Source organism: Anaerotignum faecicola, from assembly GCF_003865035.1.
GTDB classification, from domain to species: Bacteria; Bacillota; Clostridia; order Lachnospirales; family Anaerotignaceae; genus Anaerotignum_A; species Anaerotignum_A faecicola.
In genome coordinates, this window is record NZ_BHVZ01000001.1 from 110,226 (window position 1) to 129,512 (window position 19,287).

General features: G+C 44.0%; 18 protein-coding genes. 3 read left to right on the forward strand and 15 right to left on the reverse strand.

Features of this window, described 5'->3' with window-relative positions:
• Window positions 1–18: 18 nt before the first annotated feature.
• From EJE48_RS00495 to EJE48_RS00565, 15 genes are all read right to left on the reverse strand, one after another.
• Window positions 19–525 carry a cob(I)yrinic acid a,c-diamide adenosyltransferase gene (locus tag EJE48_RS00495; RefSeq protein ID WP_118581974.1) on the reverse strand — a complete coding sequence of 169 codons (507 nt, stop codon included), beginning with the start codon at window positions 523–525 and terminating at the stop codon, window positions 19–21.
• Window positions 526–552: 27 nt separating this feature from the next.
• The gene (locus tag EJE48_RS00500; protein ID WP_118581977.1) at window positions 553–1,221 is read right to left on the reverse strand and encodes a single-stranded DNA-binding protein; all 669 of its coding nucleotides are present in this window, start codon (window positions 1,219–1,221) and stop codon (window positions 553–555) included.
• A 114-nt stretch (window positions 1,222–1,335) separates the two neighbouring features.
• Entirely contained in the window at window positions 1,336–1,644 is a 309-nt protein-coding gene (locus tag EJE48_RS00505; RefSeq protein ID WP_118581980.1) for a hypothetical protein, read from the reverse strand.
• A gap of 95 nt (window positions 1,645–1,739) precedes the next feature.
• Entirely contained in the window at window positions 1,740–4,601 is a 2,862-nt protein-coding gene (gene uvrA / locus EJE48_RS00510; RefSeq protein WP_124984197.1) for an excinuclease ABC subunit UvrA, read from the reverse strand.
• Window positions 4,602–4,650: 49 nt separating this feature from the next.
• Window positions 4,651–6,630, reverse strand: a complete 1,980-nt coding sequence (gene uvrB / locus EJE48_RS00515) for an excinuclease ABC subunit UvrB (RefSeq protein WP_124984198.1) — start codon at window positions 6,628–6,630, stop codon at window positions 4,651–4,653.
• A 267-nt stretch (window positions 6,631–6,897) separates the two neighbouring features.
• Window positions 6,898–8,178: a tyrosine-type recombinase/integrase gene (locus EJE48_RS00520; RefSeq protein ID WP_243107933.1), complete on the reverse strand. Its 1,281-nt coding sequence runs from the start codon at window positions 8,176–8,178 to the stop codon at window positions 6,898–6,900.
• Window positions 8,171–9,376, reverse strand: coding sequence for a site-specific integrase (locus EJE48_RS00525; protein ID WP_118581990.1), 1,206 nt, complete (start codon window positions 9,374–9,376; stop codon window positions 8,171–8,173). The genes EJE48_RS00520 and EJE48_RS00525 overlap by 8 nt, the downstream gene beginning before the upstream one ends.
• A 27-nt stretch (window positions 9,377–9,403) precedes the next feature.
• Window positions 9,404–9,598, reverse strand: a complete 195-nt coding sequence (locus EJE48_RS00530) for a helix-turn-helix domain-containing protein (protein WP_243107934.1) — start codon at window positions 9,596–9,598, stop codon at window positions 9,404–9,406.
• 266 nt (window positions 9,599–9,864) lie between these two features.
• Window positions 9,865–10,152, reverse strand: a complete 288-nt coding sequence (locus tag EJE48_RS00535) for a helix-turn-helix domain-containing protein (protein ID WP_243107935.1) — start codon at window positions 10,150–10,152, stop codon at window positions 9,865–9,867.
• The gene (locus EJE48_RS00540) at window positions 10,149–10,442 is read right to left on the reverse strand and encodes an RNA polymerase sigma factor (RefSeq protein ID WP_160117281.1); all 294 of its coding nucleotides are present in this window, start codon (window positions 10,440–10,442) and stop codon (window positions 10,149–10,151) included. Before EJE48_RS00540 ends, EJE48_RS00535 begins: the two co-directional genes overlap by 4 nt.
• Window positions 10,443–10,788: 346 nt before the next feature.
• Complete coding sequence (locus EJE48_RS00545) at window positions 10,789–11,859, reverse strand: DUF3854 domain-containing protein (RefSeq protein WP_118581999.1); 1,071 nt, start codon at window positions 11,857–11,859, stop codon at window positions 10,789–10,791.
• Between the two features lie 15 nt (window positions 11,860–11,874).
• Window positions 11,875–12,648: a hypothetical protein gene (locus EJE48_RS00550; RefSeq protein WP_118582002.1), complete on the reverse strand. Its 774-nt coding sequence runs from the start codon at window positions 12,646–12,648 to the stop codon at window positions 11,875–11,877.
• Window positions 12,649–12,710: 62 nt separating this feature from the next.
• Window positions 12,711–15,029, reverse strand: coding sequence for an SF1B family DNA helicase RecD2 (recD2, locus tag EJE48_RS00555; RefSeq protein ID WP_124984199.1), 2,319 nt, complete (start codon window positions 15,027–15,029; stop codon window positions 12,711–12,713).
• A gap of 15 nt (window positions 15,030–15,044) precedes the next feature.
• Window positions 15,045–16,079: a YqaJ viral recombinase family nuclease gene (locus tag EJE48_RS00560; RefSeq protein WP_118582008.1), complete on the reverse strand. Its 1,035-nt coding sequence runs from the start codon at window positions 16,077–16,079 to the stop codon at window positions 15,045–15,047.
• 19 nt (window positions 16,080–16,098) lie between these two features.
• Entirely contained in the window at window positions 16,099–17,244 is a 1,146-nt protein-coding gene (locus EJE48_RS00565) for a transposase (RefSeq protein WP_118582011.1), read from the reverse strand.
• Between the two features lie 218 nt (window positions 17,245–17,462).
• On the opposite strand from EJE48_RS00565, the gene EJE48_RS00570 reads away from it, so the two are divergent.
• The 3 genes from EJE48_RS00570 to EJE48_RS00580 all read left to right on the forward strand — a co-directional run bounded on the left by EJE48_RS00570 (window position 17,463) and on the right by EJE48_RS00580 (window position 19,281).
• Window positions 17,463–17,822: a hypothetical protein gene (locus tag EJE48_RS00570; RefSeq protein ID WP_118235262.1), complete on the forward strand. Its 360-nt coding sequence runs from the start codon at window positions 17,463–17,465 to the stop codon at window positions 17,820–17,822.
• A gap of 215 nt (window positions 17,823–18,037) precedes the next feature.
• On the forward strand, window positions 18,038–19,039 hold the full coding sequence (locus EJE48_RS00575) for a DUF6017 domain-containing protein (protein ID WP_118235263.1): 1,002 nt from the start codon (window positions 18,038–18,040) through the stop codon (window positions 19,037–19,039).
• A 23-nt stretch (window positions 19,040–19,062) separates the two neighbouring features.
• On the forward strand, window positions 19,063–19,281 hold the full coding sequence (locus tag EJE48_RS00580; RefSeq protein WP_118235264.1) for a DUF5348 domain-containing protein: 219 nt from the start codon (window positions 19,063–19,065) through the stop codon (window positions 19,279–19,281).
• Window positions 19,282–19,287: the final 6 nt, after the last annotated feature.

Here is a 19,287-nt window from a genome sequence, read left to right on the forward strand (position 1 = left end):
CTCAGAGGATTTTCTTTTTTATTCTTTTTCCTTTTCCGCTACAAGCTGATAGATATTTTCTGCTTCCTCTGCAATGCCTGTCGGAAGAATCGTCCCCGTCAGAATGATATCCATAAAATCGGGGCGCTTTCCAATAATCTCATGCAAATCAGATTCCTGTAGATATCCTTTTTCCACACATTCCAGAATTCCATCCAGCAGAAGCATTTCACATTCACCCGTATCCACGATTTTCTTTGCGAAATTAAACGCATTGCGGATTTCGTTGAATATTTCCTTGTGCAGTGCTTCATCATTTTCAGCCCCCTGCACATCCTCTGCCGCACGATCCTTCTCGAAGCGGAAAATACGGAAATCAGGCTCCAGCTTCTTCAGCAGTGCAATTTCCTTGCTGTTATGATAATCCAAGAATTGAATCATAACAACACGCTGTTCCTCGCCGATGGCGCGCATGCCACGCCCAACGGCTACGGCTGTTTTCCCCTTCCCCATACCATAATAAATTGAAATCTGACCTTGTCTCACGTTATCTTCACTCCTGTTTTTCTTGCTTCAGACCATCTCGTCCGCGCCCTTTTCTTCCGCTTCGCGCTCCGCCTTGTGCGGCAACTCGATTTTTGCAACAGAAACCTCATAAGCGACTCTTTCCTCTACCTCCTCGCCAATGCGTTTCTGATAGATTCTGCTTTGCATCCTACCCCAGATATGGATATTGGCACCCACCTCCAGATTTGCGATATATCTGGCGTTTCTGCCCCATGCAATGCAGGGAATATAATCCGATTTATTATAGGCGCGGTTGACCGCTACCAGAATATCGGATATTTCTCTTCCAAAAGGCGTTTTACGATAAATCGGGGGCTTACAGATAAAACCATTCAGATAGACCTGATTGATATTCTTTCCCTCTTCCTCCTCCGGCAGGGAAATCTCCCTCGCGAAGATGGTCAGCACCAGACGATTTTTTTTACTGTTGTAGTTATTGTAGCTCCTTAACTGTCCAACAATATCAACTTTTATCCCTACCTGCAATAAATTCATATCTATCAGCCGTTCGGAAACGGTGACAGGCAGGATATCCTCCTTATCACTGAGGCGTTCAGAAGAAATCTGAAATGTATAGAAACCTTCGCCATATACCTCATGACTAAAGACACAGCCTTTTACGATCTTACCGGCAATCAGAACAGTATTGTTTTCCGGCAATCCTTCCATTTGCATCTCTTTCTCCCCTTTGCTTTGCCAAAGATTTTCCCTTAGCAATGATCCTTTCAATAAATCAGTTTATGCGGATAGACAGCCGTTCAGACCTGCCAAAAAATCCGCATCCCGTTTTCACTGCTGTGTCTGATTTTTTCCGTTGCGGAAGATAAAGCCGATCTTCACGCAGTCGATGGCGACTACCATGGTGTAGTCCTTCGTTTTGTAAATCATAGGTGTACCGCTTTTTTTTACTACAACGGCATCTATCTTTTTCCCCTCAGTTGTCCAATAGCAAAGGAAGGTAAAATCCTCATCCTCTCTGACTGCCCATTCAAAATCGAGCAGCGGATGAATGAAGAAATCCCCCTCGCAGCCGAAATAATCATTGATACGCTTTCTCGTCTGCACAAAGTCTGCTACCGGTCCTTTTTCTTTTGCCATAGCTTCCTCCAAAAATTACATAATACTCATTATTCTTATGGTACTTAGTTTTTCACAAAATGTCAATAAGAACCTATATACGCTTATGCTTATGCTCAGTCGAAATCAGGCTTTCGACTTGTTTCGGCTTTTGCATCAAGCAACGGCTTCAGATATTTTCCCGTATAGGAGGCAGGTACCCGACAGATTTCTTCAGGGGTGCCGACTGCAACGATTGTGCCGCCGCCATCGCCGCCCTCAGGGCCAAGGTCGATGATATAATCCGCCGTTTTAATCACATCCAGATTATGCTCAATGACGATAACCGTATTACCGCCCTCGGTCAGCCTTTGCAGAATCTGCACCAGCTTATGCACATCCGCTGTATGCAGACCCGTTGTGGGCTCGTCCAGAATATAGACCGTTTTGCCTGTGCTTTTGCGGCTCAGCTCCGTTGCCAGCTTCACGCGCTGCGCTTCACCGCCGGAAAGCGTTGTGGAGGACTGCCCAAGCTGCACATAGGAAAGACCGACATCATATAAGGTTTGCAGCTTATTTTTGATACGGGGAATATTTTCAAAGAACTGCAATGCTTCCTCGACCGTCATATCCAGTACATCGGAAATGGTTTTCCCTTTATATTTTACCTCTAGGGTTTCGCGGTTATAGCGTTTGCCATGGCAAACCTCACAGGGCACATAAATATCAGGCAGGAAGTGCATTTCAATCTTGACGATACCATCCCCACTGCACGCTTCACATCTGCCGCCCTTTACATTAAAGCTGAATCTGCCCTTCTGATATCCTCTAACCTTCGCCTCTGTTGTCTGCGCGAACACATCCCGAATCATATCAAACAGACCGGTATAGGTTGCAGGGTTGCTTCTGGGGGTGCGCCCGATGGGAGACTGGTCAATGTTGATGACCTTATCCAACTTCTCCAGCCCAAGCATTTCCTCATGCCTGCCGGCTCTGGTTTTGGCTCTGTTCAGCTCCTTCGCCAGACGTTTATACAGAATTTCATTGATGAGGGAGCTTTTGCCGCTGCCACTGACACCCGTCACGCAGGTAAACACGCCAAGCGGAATTTCCACATTGATGTTTTTCAGATTGTTTTCCGCCGCACCCCTGATGACTAATTTATGGTCTTGTACGAAGGGTCTGCGTTCCTTTGGCACTTCGATTTTTTTGCGCCCGCTGAGATATGCACCCGTCACAGAGCGCTCCACCGCCATAATTTCCTCTACACTGCCTGCCGCAACGATTTCACCGCCGCCGCGCCCTGCACCGGGACCGATATCCACAACAAAATCCGCCGCGCGCATGGTATCCTCGTCATGCTCCACCACAATCAGGGAGTTGCCGATATCACGCAGGTGCTTTAATGTTGCAAGCAGCTTATCATTATCACGCTGATGCAGACCGATACTCGGTTCATCCAGAATATAAACCACGCCGACCAGACCGGAACCAATCTGCGTTGCCAGACGGATGCGCTGCGATTCCCCACCGGAAAGCGTACCCGCCGTTCTGGAAAGCGTCAGATATTCCAGACCGACATCAATCAAAAAGCCAACTCTGGCGTGGATTTCCTTCAGAATACGTTCCGCAATCATATTTTCCCGTTCCGTCAGCGTCAGGCTTTGGAAGAATTCCTGCATTTTGCCAATGGAAAGCTCCGTCACCTCGGAAATATTCTTCCCGTTGACAGTAATGGCAAGCACCTCCGGACGCAGGCGTTTCCCATGGCAATCGGGACACTCGATATTCGTCATATATTCCTCAAATTCCGCGCGCATGGCTTCGGAGGTTTCGTTATATCTGCGCCGGAGAGTATTGATGACCCCTTCAAAGGCATAATCATAGGTGCCTGTGCCACGCACATTGCTGTAGGTAATGCGCAGCTTTTCCTTCGTGCCATAGAAAATAATATCCTTGATTTTTCGGGGCAAATCCTTAAAGGGCGTTTCCAGAGAAAAGCCGTATTTCGCCGCCAGTGCATCAAAGAGAACCTTACTCATGCTCCCCTTCGCATTGACGGAATTATAGCCGGGTGCAGTAATTGCACCCTGCATGATGCTGAGCTCCTCATTCGGCACAATCAGCTGTTCATCAAACTTCATCTGCATCCCCAGACCCGTACAGGTCGGGCAGGCCCCGCTTGGGTTATTAAAGGAGAACATGCGCGGTTCAATTTCCATCAAATCCACGCCGCAGTCGGGGCAGGAAAAGCTCTGGCTGAACAGCAGCTCATCCTCTCCCTGATTTACATCCACAATCAGAAGACCACCGCTGAGTGCCGATGCCGTTTCGATAGATTCGGTCAGACGCATCTGCATGCCTTCCTTTACCATCGGACGGTCTACCACGATTTCAATGTTATGCTTTTTATTTTTTTCTAATTCGATTTTTTCGGAAAGGTCATACAGAATTCCGTCCACGCGCACACGCACATAGCCGCTCTTTTTTGCATCCTCCAGCAGCTTGACATGCTCGCCCTTTCTGCCGCGCACCACGGGTGCCAGCAGTTGTAGCTTCGTCCGCTCGGGCAGCTCCATAATGCGATCTACAATCTGGTCAATGGTTTGTTTTTTGATTTCCTTGCCGCATTTCGGGCAATGGGGAATCCCGATTCTTGCGTAGAGCAGACGCAGATAATCATAAATCTCCGTTACCGTACCGACGGTGGAACGGGGGTTATGGCTCGTTGTTTTCTGGTCGATGGAGATGGCAGGAGAAAGTCCCTCGATGAGGTCTACATCCGGCTTTTCCATCTGCCCCAGAAACTGCCTTGCATAGGATGAGAGCGACTCCACATAGCGTCTTTGTCCCTCTGCATATATCGTATCGAAAGCAAGAGAGCTTTTGCCGCTGCCGCTCACCCCCGTAAAGACAACCAGCTGATCTCTGGGGATGGTGAGGTCAACATTTTTCAGATTATGCGCTCTCGCACCCTTTATTACAATCTTATCCTTCATAGCGTCTCCTTTTCTTGGAATATCCCTTTTCAGAGGATTGCCCAAGCTTTTACAATAATTTCTTGATTTCCAAAATTTTATCTCTCAGCTCTGCCGCACGTTCAAACTGCAATTCCAGTGCAGCGTGCTTCATTTCCTTATCCAGCTTTGCAATCAGCTGCTTCAATTCCTTTTCACTCATGGATTCGGGGTCCTTTTCCAAGCCGAATTTCTGCTTTTCCGTTGCCGTTTTTGTAATCTGGATGACATCATGCACCTTCTTTTGAATGGTTTGCGGAATGATGCCATGCTCCTCATTATATGCCTGCTGAAGACAGCGGCGGCGGTTGGTTTCCGTAATCGCCCTATCCATGCTTTCTGTCATGACATCGGCATACATAATGACGCGCCCCTTGGCATTTCTTGCCGCACGCCCAATGGTCTGAATCAGCGAGGTTTCGGAACGCAGAAAGCCCTCCTTATCTGCATCCAAGATGGCAACCAGACTGACCTCGGGGATATCCAGACCCTCACGCAAAAGGTTGATGCCGACCAGCACATCAAACACATCCATACGCAGATCACGAATGATTTCCAGACGCTCCAGGGTATCAATATCCGAATGGAGATAGCGCACGCGCACCCCTGCTTCGCGCAGGTAATCCGTCAGGCGTTCTGCCATTTTCTTCGTCAGGGTTGTGACAAGAACCTTATCACCTGTCTCTGTGGTCTTTCTGACCTCGGCAAGCAAATCATCAATCTGCCCATGAATGGGGCGAACGGAAATTTCAGGGTCCAACAAGCCTGTCGGGCGAATAATCTGCTCTGCCGTCTGCTGAGAATGCTCCTTTTCATAAACAGAGGGGGTTGCGGAAACGAATAGCATTTGATTGATTTTGCTTTCAAATTCCGCAAATTTCAATGGGCGGTTGTCCAAGGCAGAGGGCAGACGAAAGCCAAAGTCCACCAGTGTTGTTTTTCTGGAGCGGTCTCCCTCATACATGGCTCGAATCTGCGGAATAGAAACGTGGGATTCATCCGCAATGATAAGAAAATCATCCGGAAAGAAATCAATCAGCGTAAAGGGCGTGCTGCCTGCTTCGCGCAGGGAAAGATGACGGGAATAGTTTTCGATGCCCGTACAGAAGCCCATTTCTCTGAGCATTTCCAAATCATAATTCGTGCGCTGCTCCAATCGCTGTGCTTCCAGAAGCTTGTCCTCTCGTTTAAGCTCTTCCAAACGCTCCTCCAGCTCCTTTTCAATCCGCTGAATGGCAAGCTGCATTTTTTCGGGCGCGGTGACATAATGCGATGCAGGGAAAATCGAGATATGGTTTCTTGTTCCGATGATTTCGCCTGTCAGCACATCTATTTCCGTAATACGGTCGATTTCATCCCCGAAAAATTCCACACGAATGGCATGCTCCGAGGAGCCGATCGGGAAAATTTCGACCACATCCCCACGGACACGAAACGTACCTCGTTCAAAATTCAGATCATTGCGGTCATACTGCATTTCCACCAGAGCGCGCAGGACTTCATCCCTGTCCTTCTCCATGCCGGGGCGCAGGGAAAGCATCATGCCGTAGTATTCCTCAGGGTCACCCAAGCCATAAATACAGGAAACGCTGGCAACAACAATAACATCCTCTCGCTCCACCAGCGCCGCCGTGGCGGAATGGCGCAGCTTATCAATTTCATCATTGACAGAGGAATCCTTTTCGATATAGGTATCCGTACTGGGTACATACGCCTCAGGCTGATAATAGTCATAATAGCTGACGAAATACTCCACCGCATTTTCGGGGAAAAACTCCTTCAGCTCGTTATAAAGCTGTGCCGCAAGGGTTTTATTGTGCGCAATGACCAAGGTCGGCTTCTGGATTTTCTCAATGATATTTGCCATGGTAAAGGTTTTGCCCGAACCCGTAACCCCCAGCAGAGTCTGGAATTTCAAGCCCTTCTGGAAGCCCTCCGCAATTTTTTCAATCGCCTGTGGCTGGTCACCTGTCGGTTTATATTTCGATACCACTTTGAATTTGTTCTCCATTATTGAACCTCCTGCCGACCTCAAATTTACCATCATACCATGCGCAAAATTCGAATTCTACAGCTATGACATATTCCGAATTTACTCTGATTTCAGGCAACTTCGAATTTCGGTCACTCACTCATTTTTTCACAACGAAATAATACAAGATACCACATCATAACATACAAAACAGCCGTATTGCTTGTATATCTTTCACATGGAAATTATAGCACAAATAAAAGGTGCTGTATAGCGAACACGGAAAATTCCCAAACATTTGTTCTATCATAAATCCTCCGGATTTACACAAACGGAATCAAAAAATTTGTCCTCTGCCATTGGCATTTCTATCTGTTTCAGATGCAGTTCATTTATAAACATATCAATTTCTCTTGTACAATCAACCGCCATTACTTTATTATCACCATAAACATCTATCGTGATAATCTCTTTTGCATGTCCCATTAAATTTGAAACTGCTTTCGGATTAAATTCATTTTTCAACAACAGTGTGCAGTAAGAGCTCCTTAGGTCATGCCATCTTATATCCGGCAATCCATTTCCCCTTAAAATCCGTTTATAATACTGATAATGAAAATTTTTATTCCTCGCCGCGCCTGTCTCAGAACAAAAAATAAACCCGAAATCATGAAATTGTTCTCCCGCCTCCTTTTTTCTTTCTTCATATCTCTCACGCTCTTTTATAATTGCATCAAACACATAATCAGGTATTGGCAATACACGATAGCTTGAACTGGTCTTCAAAGGAATCTCCTGTGCATCCAAAATAATCGGTTTATCCTCTCCTTCCTTTTCTACAAAAGCCTTTCCAATCTGCCGCTGCACATGCAATTCCTGATTCACATAATCAACATCCGAATATTTCAGACCAACAATTTCTCCCCTTCTTAGTCCCATCAAAATATTAAATAAAACTGCAATATAAATAGGCGTTTGTTGGCTTGCCTGTATCAGAATCTTAATCTGCTCCAGATTTAAGGTCTTTGCAGAATTGATGCTTCTCGTATGATATTCTTTACTATTTTCAGTTTTCGGTATTACTACGCCCACAGCCGGATTCCTGGCAATGAACTTCTTTGCCTTTGCATATTTCATCGCTAACCCCATAACGGTTTTAGTGCGACTTGCCGAAGCCCTGGAGGACAGAGCAATCGTCTGATACAGCGTCTGAATGTGACTGCTATTTAAATCTGCTATTTTTTTCGTCCCCAGATAAGGTACAATTTGATTCTGAATCACATTCCGAAAGGATAGATATGTATTAACCGGATTTCCAACCTTCCGGTACTCCGCATCTAGCCAGAACTCCAAAAACTCCTTCACCAAAATATTTTCGTAGACAATATAATCTCCAGAATATAACTCCCCGACCGTCTGATCTCTGGCAACATTTGCCTCTCTTTCTGTTGTAAAACCAGATTTCTGCTGCACCTTCTTCGGCAAATCCAGATAATACAGTGTCACCCGAAAACCAAATTTTCCCTTTATAGGAATTACCTTTCCTACCTTCCACTCTATATATTGCTGTAATCTGAAATCAATCATTACAGAACACCCGCTCACACATTTCATTTTGCAGAGGCAGAAAGGTACTGTTCATAAAATCCTGAATATTCCGTCCATCCTCCATAACATCACAATAAATCTCAAAGGTGGTATGAATGGACTCATGACCCATCAATGCCGAAATCTTAATTAACGGCACCTTCTTTTCTATCAAAAGCGTTGCATAAATATGTCTCAGACTATGTACGGAAATTCTGGGCAGTCCATTTCTGTCACATAGCTTATTTAAGGCAAGATTCATAGAAGCCTGTGTATGATACAGACCATTATCTCTACAACTGATATAATCATTATCAATATAGCTTTCTTTTAATCTGCTCTTATCAGCCAATGTTCTTAACCTTCGCGCCTCCAGCTCATCAAGAATAATCTTTGGAACCTTCAATGTCCTATAGCTTTTTTCCGTTTTTGGCGGCTTTTCGATACAGGCATATGTTCCTTCCAGACTCTCAGCATTTTTAAATACAGGATTACTGCCAAGCTGCCGCATAACAGATACCGTTTCATTTTCCAAGTCAAAATCTGCAAATTTCAGTCCTAAAATCTCGCCTTTTCTCAGACCGCAAAACATCCCCAACAGAATCTCTAAATACCAACGCCCTTTTTCAGCTGCCTGCAGCAGTATTTTTATTTGTTGCTTGGATAAAATTTTTATCTCCGGCTTGCGTCTTGGATAATGCTCCGTTTCCAGAATCGGATTTGAACTGATATGCCCTGCTACAAAGGCATCTCTCATCGCAATGTTCAAGACCTCTCTCCCTTTATTTCCCGCACTCGGGCAAATCCCTGCTACTCTCTTTAACAGCGCATTAAAATACTCCGTATTCGCATATCTCAGCTTAATCTTTTTTTCTAGCTGTGGAAAAATCAGATAATACAATGTGTATTGCCCAAGCATTCTTGCTGTCGCTTCTACTCTGGAAGAATAAATCTCATCATACCAATAAATCAGATAATCTTTTAATGTAATGTCAAAATCAATTTTATTCTTCAAATGAAATTTTCTCAGGTCCTCCTTAAACCGTTCCTCATAGGAAACCGCACTTTGCAATGCTTCTTCGGATGTTTGAAACCCAGCTCTTTTGCTGTATTTTATTTTTCCATCATCGGACAGGAGCTTTATATTATGACACCATGATTTCCCATTAAAATGGATGTCTGCTTTCTGATAATCCATCGAAGTTACCCCCTTTTTGCAGCTTATTTATTCTCCATTCAGCCACTGATCAAATCCCTTCTTTGGAACTCTGTACATTTTTCCAACCTTAAGCACTTTAAACGGCTTCTGCTCGGAAAATGTTTTTTCCAAAAATGTATATGTCACACTCCTTCCAAGTCCCAATATCTTTTGAATATCCTCAGCTGTATATACCATTCTATCAACCATTTGATCGTCCATCATTCCACCTCCGGATACTGTAGTGGCTACCTATATCATTACAGATTTCTGCATTTTCTGCCACTCTGCGAATTTGCACATTTTTTATATAAAAGCAAATGAACGGTTTACACCCATAGGACTTTCACCTACCCTCTTCCAGACGGCCTGTTCCCCTTGCCTTAGACGCTTTTAACGCTCTGACTGAGGCTAAACAGAAGTTTCATTATATGTTATTCATCTGCTGTTTTATTCAATTATCAAGGTGCTGTTTTTAACGCTGTCATTTACATATACGGATTAAACTTCATTACAGATGCAATTAAAGTGATTTCCAGCGTCCGCTTTACAGTTTCATCAACATACTCTATCGTGTTACCATCTTTATCAATTGCTTTACGCTTTGCAAGCTTTTTAATATAGGGCTGATATGCGTCAACCACTTGCATCAGTGCTATTGTATCGCCGGATACCGCAAGAAGAATTGTCTTTTCATCTATTTTTTTACCCTTTCCAAAAATCCCATTTCTCATATTTTCCATATATTTATTTCTTGATTTTCCCCTATTTTTCATTCTTTGGTATACTCCTCCATCATCTTTCTCATCTGCTGCAATGCAACATTACGATTGTACTGAACGCTACTTTTCGGTATGCTCATTATTTTGCCGATCTCCTTATCTGTCAGTTCTACAAAATAGCTAAGTAGAATGATTTCCAGCCTTTTCCCTGATAACATATCTAATGCCTGATATAAAATCTCATTTTCAATAATTACTTTTATGCTTTCCACACTAATGCTGAACTTAGAACAGGGGTATGTATCATAAACCCAAAAATCTTGTTTCCTCACCCCTTTTACCATAGTTTGTAACCTCCTCCTTTCATCCTTATATCTCTGTTCCTCCATATAAAGTTTATAATTCTTAAACTTCATGTTTTTCTTGCAATAAGTGTCAAAACGCATATATAGGCTGCATTCAGAAGGGCGGTAATTCATCGGTTCCATCCCCTTTCCCTGAAATTATGAAAAAAATTCCCCTCCTATCTAATAAAGAATAAGAAGAACAACAAAAAACCAAAAAATATCAAAAAAAATATATTTTTTTACAAAAATTATTTATATCGACACAACGCTACACGAACAAAAACCTTAATTATTCTCAGACAAAAGAAAAAAGCTGCCAAAATCGGCAGCCTTTTTAAAACTCTTATTTCCTTTGACTCGTATATTTCAACCAATCGTCAATCCCTTTATACCGTGCATCCCAACGTAAGCGATGTACCTGAAAGCCAAATTTATCCGCCATCTGCATCATCTGCATACAGCTCTGTTCCACATGCACATTCGTATCCTTATCCATATCATAAGCCTCTACAATATTTTTTGTGCCATTTTGCTTGAGTTGTGCAAAAATCGATTCCAATGATTTATAATGACTTACCCCCGCCAATGCAACAAATGTTTTACCGCAAAAGGAATGGGCAATGTTCGCTTTCAGTGCACCCTCTGTCACATAAACCGTTTTATCAGCCGGATTCCCGATAAAATGCACCGGCCCACCGACAGAGGTCCCACGAAACTGATTGGAACTGGAAAACCAGATATACTTCTTATCCTCTATCGGTCTATCCAAACGAATCTGAAACCCCTCAATTCTGCCATCCATAGAACAAACAGGAATCAGAATACCGGATGCATTTTTATGAAAGTTAATGCCATAGGTATTATTCTTTTTTGTATAAAACCCCGGTACACCATCTAACACGCATTCCTTCGACATAATAGCAGATACTATTCGATTAAAGCCAAAAGCCGGCGTACTTTTATAGCCATACTTAAGGATTTGCTCCTTATTCAGCCCTCTGTGCATTAGATTCTGCTGATGGTCCTTAGATAGAATCAACTGTGCAAGCATCATGGAATACGTCTGATGTCTTGTTTCCAAATCTGCTTTCGGTAGCTGCTCCATATCAGGTGTATAGAGTTGCTTTGGTTTCGGTAGCTCTCCCGGTTCCTTCCCGCAATGGAGAATCTCACAAATCTCTGCATAGCCTTGGACATTGCTAATCTGAAAAACCTTGCTATATAGCTCTATCATCCCGCCACTTTCGCCACAGTAATTACAACGAAATACATTTTTCGTAAGGTTGATGTTCATTTTCCCCTTCTTATGTCCGCAAAAAGGGCAGTCTACATCTATATTCGTCGGTTGACGGCGGCGGATTTTCAGGTTTAATATCCCTGCAATATCTAAAATTGTAAATGGGTAACCATTCATTACTCCGCCTCCTTATTATTGTGCTGCTGCCAATAGGATTTTTGCCGCAGCACGCAGCATATTTTTATTACCGTTATAGGAATCCACATACCAGTTGATTGCCCCCGGCTTTTCCACACATAACTCGCCTAACGTCTTACCCTTATATGCTCCTATCGGAATCACATAATTCTTCGCTTCCTTTAGGCTCATCACTCGCATCAGTTCCTCTACCGACATGGATTCATCCGGCTCCTTTCCTTTCGCCCTTGTAGCCTTCTGCACCGTATTCTCCTTCTCTATCGTTTTTTCTTCCGGCAATTCTTCATCAGCCTCATCCGGAATACTTGCAGACGCTGCTTCCGGTATTGTAACAGGCGCATCAACTAAGCTGGTGTCTCGCTCCTCACCGGGTTCAGAAAACTGAATACCAAAGCCTGCATCCGCTAATGCCCTGCCTACCGCAGCCGTTTCAGCGGTTTCTACATATTTCAATCCATAAGCATCCTCATCCTTCCGCCAACGCTGTGCAAAAGCACAGGATACATACGCATCCTCCGGATCATTCCGATGAAGATAAACCTTACTTTCGATAATCGCAAAATCATTCTCCAACCTTATAATACGCTTGGTAATTTTCCCTTCCGGGTGCAGTAAACGAAACCAGAGCTTTCTGTATTTTACATCCAAATAAAACTGCTCCTCTCCGTTCTCTCCCGCCAAACGTCTTAAAAAAGCCGCCGGCTCAAAGCCTTCCACTTTATTTAGACTGTTTATGACTGTCATATTACTTGTCATTGCTTCATTCATCGTTTTGCTCTCCCTTCCGTTTTAAAAACCGGAGCGGCTGATTTCAGCCACTCCTATCATTCTTATAATGTCATCTGCTCTCCTTCTTCTTTTTTCCGCTTCACAGTTTTTTTACCTTTCTTCTGCTTTAACTTAACAACCTCATTCTGAATCCGCATACCAAGCACTGTATTCCGCTTAATTGCATCATTCCGATGAATTGCAGTAAATAATGCTCTTTTTTGTCCAACTAAAATCACCTTTTTCTTCGCTCTGGTAATCGCTGTATAAATCAGTGCCCGTTGTAGCATCACATAAAACATGGATAGTACCGGAATAATGACACATCCAAACTCACCACCCTGACTTTTATGTATTGTCATTGCATAGGCAAGGTCAATACAGTTTAATTCGTCTGTACCATACGTCTTAACACGGTTATCCGAAAAAGTAATCGTTACAGGGCACTCATCCTCTTGGTCAATCATAGAGACAAAACCAATATCTCCATTGCTGACTTCATTCATGTTTTTTGTCTGCATGACCTTATCCTTATATCGTATCCTTCGGTTACCAAGGCTCGCCTCCAACCGTTTGTCTACACAAGGATTTACGATTTCACGCAAGGATTGGTTTAACATAACCGCCCCCGCCTCACTTTTCACACGAAACGGTGTCAACACCTGCGTTTGCTCTAAACCAAACTCCGCCACCTGCTTCCGATACTCGTTTTTAATGATATTTGCAGCGTCTTCTGCATTCTCCGCAGGCAGAAAAATAAAATCCTCGCCGTACAACAGCTTTGTTTCGCCCGCTTGGATACTATGTGCATTCAGTGGAATGCGACTGGTATCCTTTTGCCGAAATACCATATCCAATACAGTTGTAGGCACAATGCCACTGGCAATGACTTCGTTCAAAACATTCCCTGCACCTACTGATGGCAACTGGTTCACATCACCGACAAATAACAGCTTTGCCCCTGTCCCCAGACTATTTAATAAATAATAGGCAAGCTGCATATCCATCATGGAGGTTTCATCCACAATTATAAAATCAGCTCGCATTACGGTCTCTTCGTCATAGTTCATTTCCTCTGACATCAGGCCTAATGCTGAATGTAGGGTTGAGGCAGACGGAAAACCGGTACTTTCAGCCATCCTTCTTGCTACTCTACCTGTAGGTGCTGTCAAAAGGATTTCTTTCCCGGGCTGTAGCTTTTCATAGACAGCCAGAATCGTCTTTAATACAGTGGTTTTCCCTGTACCCGGACCACCCGTAATCACAGAAAAGCTATTTTCCATACACATCCTGACTGCCTCAGCCTGTTTCTCAGACAGTAAAATACGACTGTCCCTCTGCGCCTCCTGCAAAAACTCATCCAACTGCGGATAGCTTTCCGGCTTCCGTATCAATAGCTTTGCAATACACTTTGCCGCTTGTTCTTCATAATGAAAAAGCTGCGGGAGATAAATACGCTCCTGATCGGCATATAGCTTTCCAAAGCTACACATCTCAGAAAGCGTTTTCTGTATCATTTTTTCAGTTACACTGCCTTGCGGTATACGCTCCGTCAATAGCTCTGTTGCTCTCTCAAGTAGCCCAGCCCTTTGCAAGAATAAATCTCCGCTGTCTTTCGCTTCTTCTAATACAAAGCTGATACCGCCCTCTAAGCGTAATGGATCCGACGGCTTAAAATTGATATTTCTGGCTATTTCGTCTACCGTCCTAAATCCAAAACCGGAAATCTCACAGAGCAGATATGGCGAGTTGCGAATCACATCAATAGATCTGCTACCGAAACGCTCCTGAATTTTCTTGGCTTTATTCGGTGTAACACCATAAGGTGCTAAAAATGTCATTATTTCTTGTAATCCCTTGCTGCTTTCGTAGGAATCCATAATTTGCTTTAACTTTTTCTCTGAGATACGCTTAATCTCTAATAACCGCTTTGGTTCCTTTTCAATAATATCCAACGTATCCATGCCGAATTTAGCTACAATCAAATCCGCTGTTGCCTTTCCTATCCCTTTGATTAAACCAGAGGAGAGATACGCAGCAATCCCATTTTTCGTTTTTGGTATCACTTCCGAAAAGCTGTCTACCGAAAACTGTAGGCCGTATTTACTCTTCTCCCATGCACCTGCCAGTTCCAGCATTACATCATGAACTGTTGGTAAATAGTATCCTTTAACTGAAAAATGGATTTTGTTATCCTTGTAATAACCATTCCGTGCTTCTTCCGGTATCTCTTCATCCTCACTGGTCATTCCTAAGATACAAAATCCATTCCCATCATTTCGATATATCGTTTTTTCGTATAAAGCGAGCAAAACATTCTTCGGCGATGTGATACATGCCTCCTTATTTTGTCCGTTCCATACCATTACTTTATCATTCACTGTTCTATCACACTCCTACTTTACAATCTTCTTTAACTGGAAGGTTCTGCTTTCTGTAGTCGTTGTATATTTTTCATAGACCTCCGGCTCATTCAGCTTCAAGCGCTGCAGGTTATCCTTATTCACACCGATACGCTGTATCGGCTTATAAGTGATATGATACTCACTGCCGTCTGCCGCAACACAAAGACCTTTTGTTGCATTACCAAGTAGCTCTGCAAACCTTGCATAAGCAGTCTTAATCCGTTGCTCCAACTTTCTGGAATCACTGTCCATCGTTGCTTTTTCGCTCTTCATACGATAGATTTCCTCCAATGCAGCACAATAGTCGCTTTCAATCAGCACCTCATCCAAATGATTCTTTTGTGCTTGATACCGTTTTAAGCTTGCCAATACTAAATCACCGTCACCATTTAATATCGGCTCAATACGACTTTCTACATTCTCTGTCCAAAAAGCCTCTTCTTGCAGGATTAAATCCTCCTCCATCTCTAAATCACGCTCAATCCGGCGATATACAAAATCATTCTCAGAATTACTGAATAAACAAACACAATAAGCAATCGGCAGGTTCTTTACCGCCATGTAGTGCCTGCACTGGAGCTCGTAATGATACGGCACAGCGTCATTCTCCCATTTCTCTTTCGCATACGGATTTGCTGTTTTACACTCCAGTACGCCAACGGTTCCATCGGACATTTCAAAGAAATAATCCACATCCGCCAGCATAAAGGGGTATAAGGGATGTCGATACATTACCTTTTCCTGCCAGATACGGAAACCTGTTTTCTTTGCAAAGATAGCCGCTACCAAATCCTCCAAGCGCTTGCCTACTTCCATCGCAACCCAGCCATCTTCATTTTTATTATCCGGCTCTCTGCCTATTTTTTCAAAATAAACATCTCTTGCTGTTTTATACGGCGAAATACCGATAACAGCTGCTGCATCACTGCCGCCAATGCCTTTTCTCCGATAGTCCAGCCAAGTTTGCTCATCCATGTCATCTGTCCGAACAAACACCTCTGCTTTATAATCCAGTTCTAATGCCATTCCTTTTCCCTCTCCTTTCTTACCAATGATACTCTCCTGCGAAATCATAATCCTTCCAACGTAAATGCACAGCTCTTGCGATATTCTCCTCCATCATTACAATTTTAGAGCCTTCTGCACCGTCACACTGCATCAGATAAATGACCTCTGAAATCTGCAAATACGCCTCATACGCACTGCACGCTGTATCCCCACGCTTTAATCTATAGTCCTCAGCAATAAGCGTTGCGTATTTCTTTGGTATCCCAATACGCTTCATTACACCTAACATTGCATTGATCGGGTGCAATACATACACATCCATCATGCTCTGCATATTGCCTAACGCCTTACTATACTGTGCGTATAAAAGATTCAGCTGCTCATCAAATCTTGCGAGATCCGCTTTATTCTTGTGATGTAATTTCAACGGACTGCCTAAAGGAATATTCCTTAGCTCAGAGCCAAAGAAAATCATCGGATATAAATTCGCACCGCTTTGCCCTGTATCAGATGTTGTCAGGCGAAGGCCTAACTGAATTTCATCACAAGGCAAGCCATGTGTTTGCAGGCTTTCCTTATACTCCTTTAATAAGGCCTCCTCGTTATCCAACGACCATACCGCTGTTACAATGGAATGGTCATAGGACGCACCGGCAAAGGTATACCCCGAAAAGTTATCCTGTAGATATTCCACAGTTCGTCTAAAGAGCTCCGGTGTTTTCAGAACAGCATAGTCCGATGCATCACCGCCGTGCACCGCTGAAATCTTATCCTCGCAAAATCGCAAAAGTGCATCGCCGCCGGCAACCTTCATACAATAATTCAGGATTTGCGCCAATTCTGTTTTCTGAACCTTATTCAATGCATTTCCGGATACTCTCGCCCGCTCCAGAATAGTCTTAATCGCACAACTGCGTATCGGATACAGCTCATCCCTTACCTTTAAAATTAACCGTGTGTGTTCCATCGTGTCTTTAAATACACACTCCTTTCCTTTCTCCCGCAATTTTTCCTCCAGCATAGATGAAGCACGGTGTCCGTCTGCAATCGGATAAAACCGCAGCTCGCTGCTTTTAACCTTTTCCCAATCAGAGTTTTCCTCTCGTTCCTCGATAAACGCAAGAAAATCCCCCTCTCGAAAAAAACCTTTGTAAAACTCATCTGCAAATACTCTTTCACTCATTGTTCTCGCTTCCTTTCTTAAACATTTTTTATTGATTTGATAGACGCAAAACCTTTTATAAGTCCTCGCAAATGTTTATAAAACCTTGCGAAAATGGCTTAAAATCAAGGTTTTCCGCATATCGTCATTTATCTTGCCGTATCTCCACATAATCTCGTTTTGTAAGCGCGGGCGGCAAAAAAGCGTCAAGCGCAGCACCGAAAATGAAGGAGGACGACATGAAAAACGTACTTTTAGACAAGGGTATTATACTCCCGTCCGGCGAAATCAACAAGGATAAAATCAACCTTGTAGCCGGAGCAATCACGCAGCCGTTCGCGGAAATGGTATGGGTAACGACAGGCGGCGACATGGAAACCATTAACCGCTTGACGGACGTATTTGTAACCATGAACACCCCCGCAGACAGGGAAAAACTTTTTAAGGTTGTCAAGCTGCTGTACGGGCTTATGGGCTTGCCCTTTTCTGAGGAAGCCGAGCCTATGGGCGCAGACCCCGACGTATTGGAATACTTCCTGTTTTCCCTTACGGCTGACTTTGGCGAAGTCATGCAGGACATAATCGCCGACGACAATTAAATACAGACCCGCACAGGCGGCGTTTCTTACTCCCACACCGGGAGAACAGGAACGCCGCTATTTTTATGCCCTCATGTTACGCAGTAGGAGCAGAAAAAGCCTTGATTTATGCGGTTTTGCGGGCGCGTTTTTCGTGCGGTAAGGGATTTATACCTTTTCCCTCAAAATCGCCGTTCTACTGCGTAACAAATCCACAGCAAAGGAGTGATGAAGCTATGGCAGTTTTCCGCGTGGAAAGGACAACGGGCTACACCGTAATGAGCAACCACCACTTACGCAACAAGGAGCTTACCCTAAAGGCAAAGGGGCTGCTTTCTCAAATGCTGTCACTTCCCGAAAATTGGGACTATACCCTTGCGGGGCTGTCCTACATCAACCGGGAAAGTATCGACGCTATCCGTACCGCCATTTGGGAGCTTGAAAAAGCCGGATATATCACAAGGCGGCAGGGGCGCGACGAGAAAGGAAAAATGACCGCTATCGAGTACACCATTTACGAGCAGCCGCAGCCGCCGGGATTGGATTATCCGATATTGGAAAATCCAACAGCGGCTAACCCGATATTGGAAAATCCGACAACGGATAATCCGACGTCGGAAAATCCAACGCAAATAAATAAAGATATATCAAGAACTAACTTACCAAAAAAAGAAAAATCAAATACGGATTTATCAATTACCCATTCCATTCCTATCCATTCCGGGCGTTTGGAACAAACGCCTATCCCTCTGCCTTATGGCGAGGACGAAACGGCACAGCCGCAGGAAAGGAAAAGAACGGAAAGGAACGACGCTTATAGAGTGTATGAGGAAATCATCAAGGACAATATCGAGTATGACATTCTCTTGCAGGATATGAAGTTTGACCATGACCGTCTGAATGAGATTGTTGACATTATCCTTGAAACACTCTGTACGTCAAGAAAGAAAATCCGTATTGCCGGGGACGATTACCCCGCCGAACTTGTGAAGTCAAAGTTTATGAAGCTGAACAGCGAACATATCCGCTTTGTGCTTGACTGTATGCAGGAGAACACCACCAAAATCCGCAACATCAAGCAGTACCTAAAGGCGGTGCTTTTCAATGCCCCGTCTACCATTGACAGCTACTATACTTCCCTTGTCGCTCACGATATGGCAAGCGGCGCACTTGCACCGAGAAAGCCGAAGTACGGCGACCCGGACTATTACACCTACAATGAGGGCGAAAGCCTGTAAACGAAAAAAGGAGGATTTACCACATGACACAGAAAACAGGAGCTTTGATTTTTGATGAAACCGCTGACCGCTACGACATTCGCTTTGATATTGCCGACTATTACGGCGGCTTGCATTGCGGCGAGTGCATGGACGTATTCACAGGCGGCAAATGGAAGCCTACCCGCATTGAGTACGGGGACAACTGGTATCTTGTAGGTATCCGCGCCGAGGATTTGAACGGGCTGCGGGTACGGATTTAACAGGGC

What these genes read in the sequence shown, in the direction of transcription:
- EJE48_RS00500 (WP_118581977.1), bottom strand. Translation starts at nt 1,221, where the DNA reads ATGCAAATGGAAGGATTGCCGGAAAACAATACTGTTCTGATTGCCGGT.
- EJE48_RS00570 (WP_118235262.1), top strand. Translation starts at nt 17,463, where the DNA reads ATGAAAAACGTACTTTTAGACAAGGGTATTATACTCCCGTCCGGCGAA.
- EJE48_RS00575 (WP_118235263.1), top strand. Translation starts at nt 18,038, where the DNA reads ATGGCAGTTTTCCGCGTGGAAAGGACAACGGGCTACACCGTAATGAGC.
- EJE48_RS00565 (WP_118582011.1), bottom strand. Translation starts at nt 17,244, where the DNA reads ATGAGTGAAAGAGTATTTGCAGATGAGTTTTACAAAGGTTTTTTTCGA.
- EJE48_RS00530 (WP_243107934.1), bottom strand. Translation starts at nt 9,598, where the DNA reads ATGGACGATCAAATGGTTGATAGAATGGTATATACAGCTGAGGATATT.
- EJE48_RS00535 (WP_243107935.1), bottom strand. Translation starts at nt 10,152, where the DNA reads ATGAAAAATAGGGGAAAATCAAGAAATAAATATATGGAAAATATGAGA.
- EJE48_RS00525 (WP_118581990.1), bottom strand. Translation starts at nt 9,376, where the DNA reads ATGGATTATCAGAAAGCAGACATCCATTTTAATGGGAAATCATGGTGT.
- EJE48_RS00560 (WP_118582008.1), bottom strand. Translation starts at nt 16,079, where the DNA reads ATGGCATTAGAACTGGATTATAAAGCAGAGGTGTTTGTTCGGACAGAT.
- uvrA (WP_124984197.1), bottom strand. Translation starts at nt 4,601, where the DNA reads ATGAAGGATAAGATTGTAATAAAGGGTGCGAGAGCGCATAATCTGAAA.
- uvrB (WP_124984198.1), bottom strand. Translation starts at nt 6,630, where the DNA reads ATGGAGAACAAATTCAAAGTGGTATCGAAATATAAACCGACAGGTGAC.
- EJE48_RS00545 (WP_118581999.1), bottom strand. Translation starts at nt 11,859, where the DNA reads ATGAATGGTTACCCATTTACAATTTTAGATATTGCAGGGATATTAAAC.
- EJE48_RS00540 (WP_160117281.1), bottom strand. Translation starts at nt 10,442, where the DNA reads ATGGTAAAAGGGGTGAGGAAACAAGATTTTTGGGTTTATGATACATAC.
- EJE48_RS00550 (WP_118582002.1), bottom strand. Translation starts at nt 12,648, where the DNA reads ATGAATGAAGCAATGACAAGTAATATGACAGTCATAAACAGTCTAAAT.
- EJE48_RS00580 (WP_118235264.1), top strand. Translation starts at nt 19,063, where the DNA reads ATGACACAGAAAACAGGAGCTTTGATTTTTGATGAAACCGCTGACCGC.
- EJE48_RS00505 (WP_118581980.1), bottom strand. Translation starts at nt 1,644, where the DNA reads ATGGCAAAAGAAAAAGGACCGGTAGCAGACTTTGTGCAGACGAGAAAG.
- EJE48_RS00520 (WP_243107933.1), bottom strand. Translation starts at nt 8,178, where the DNA reads ATGATTGATTTCAGATTACAGCAATATATAGAGTGGAAGGTAGGAAAG.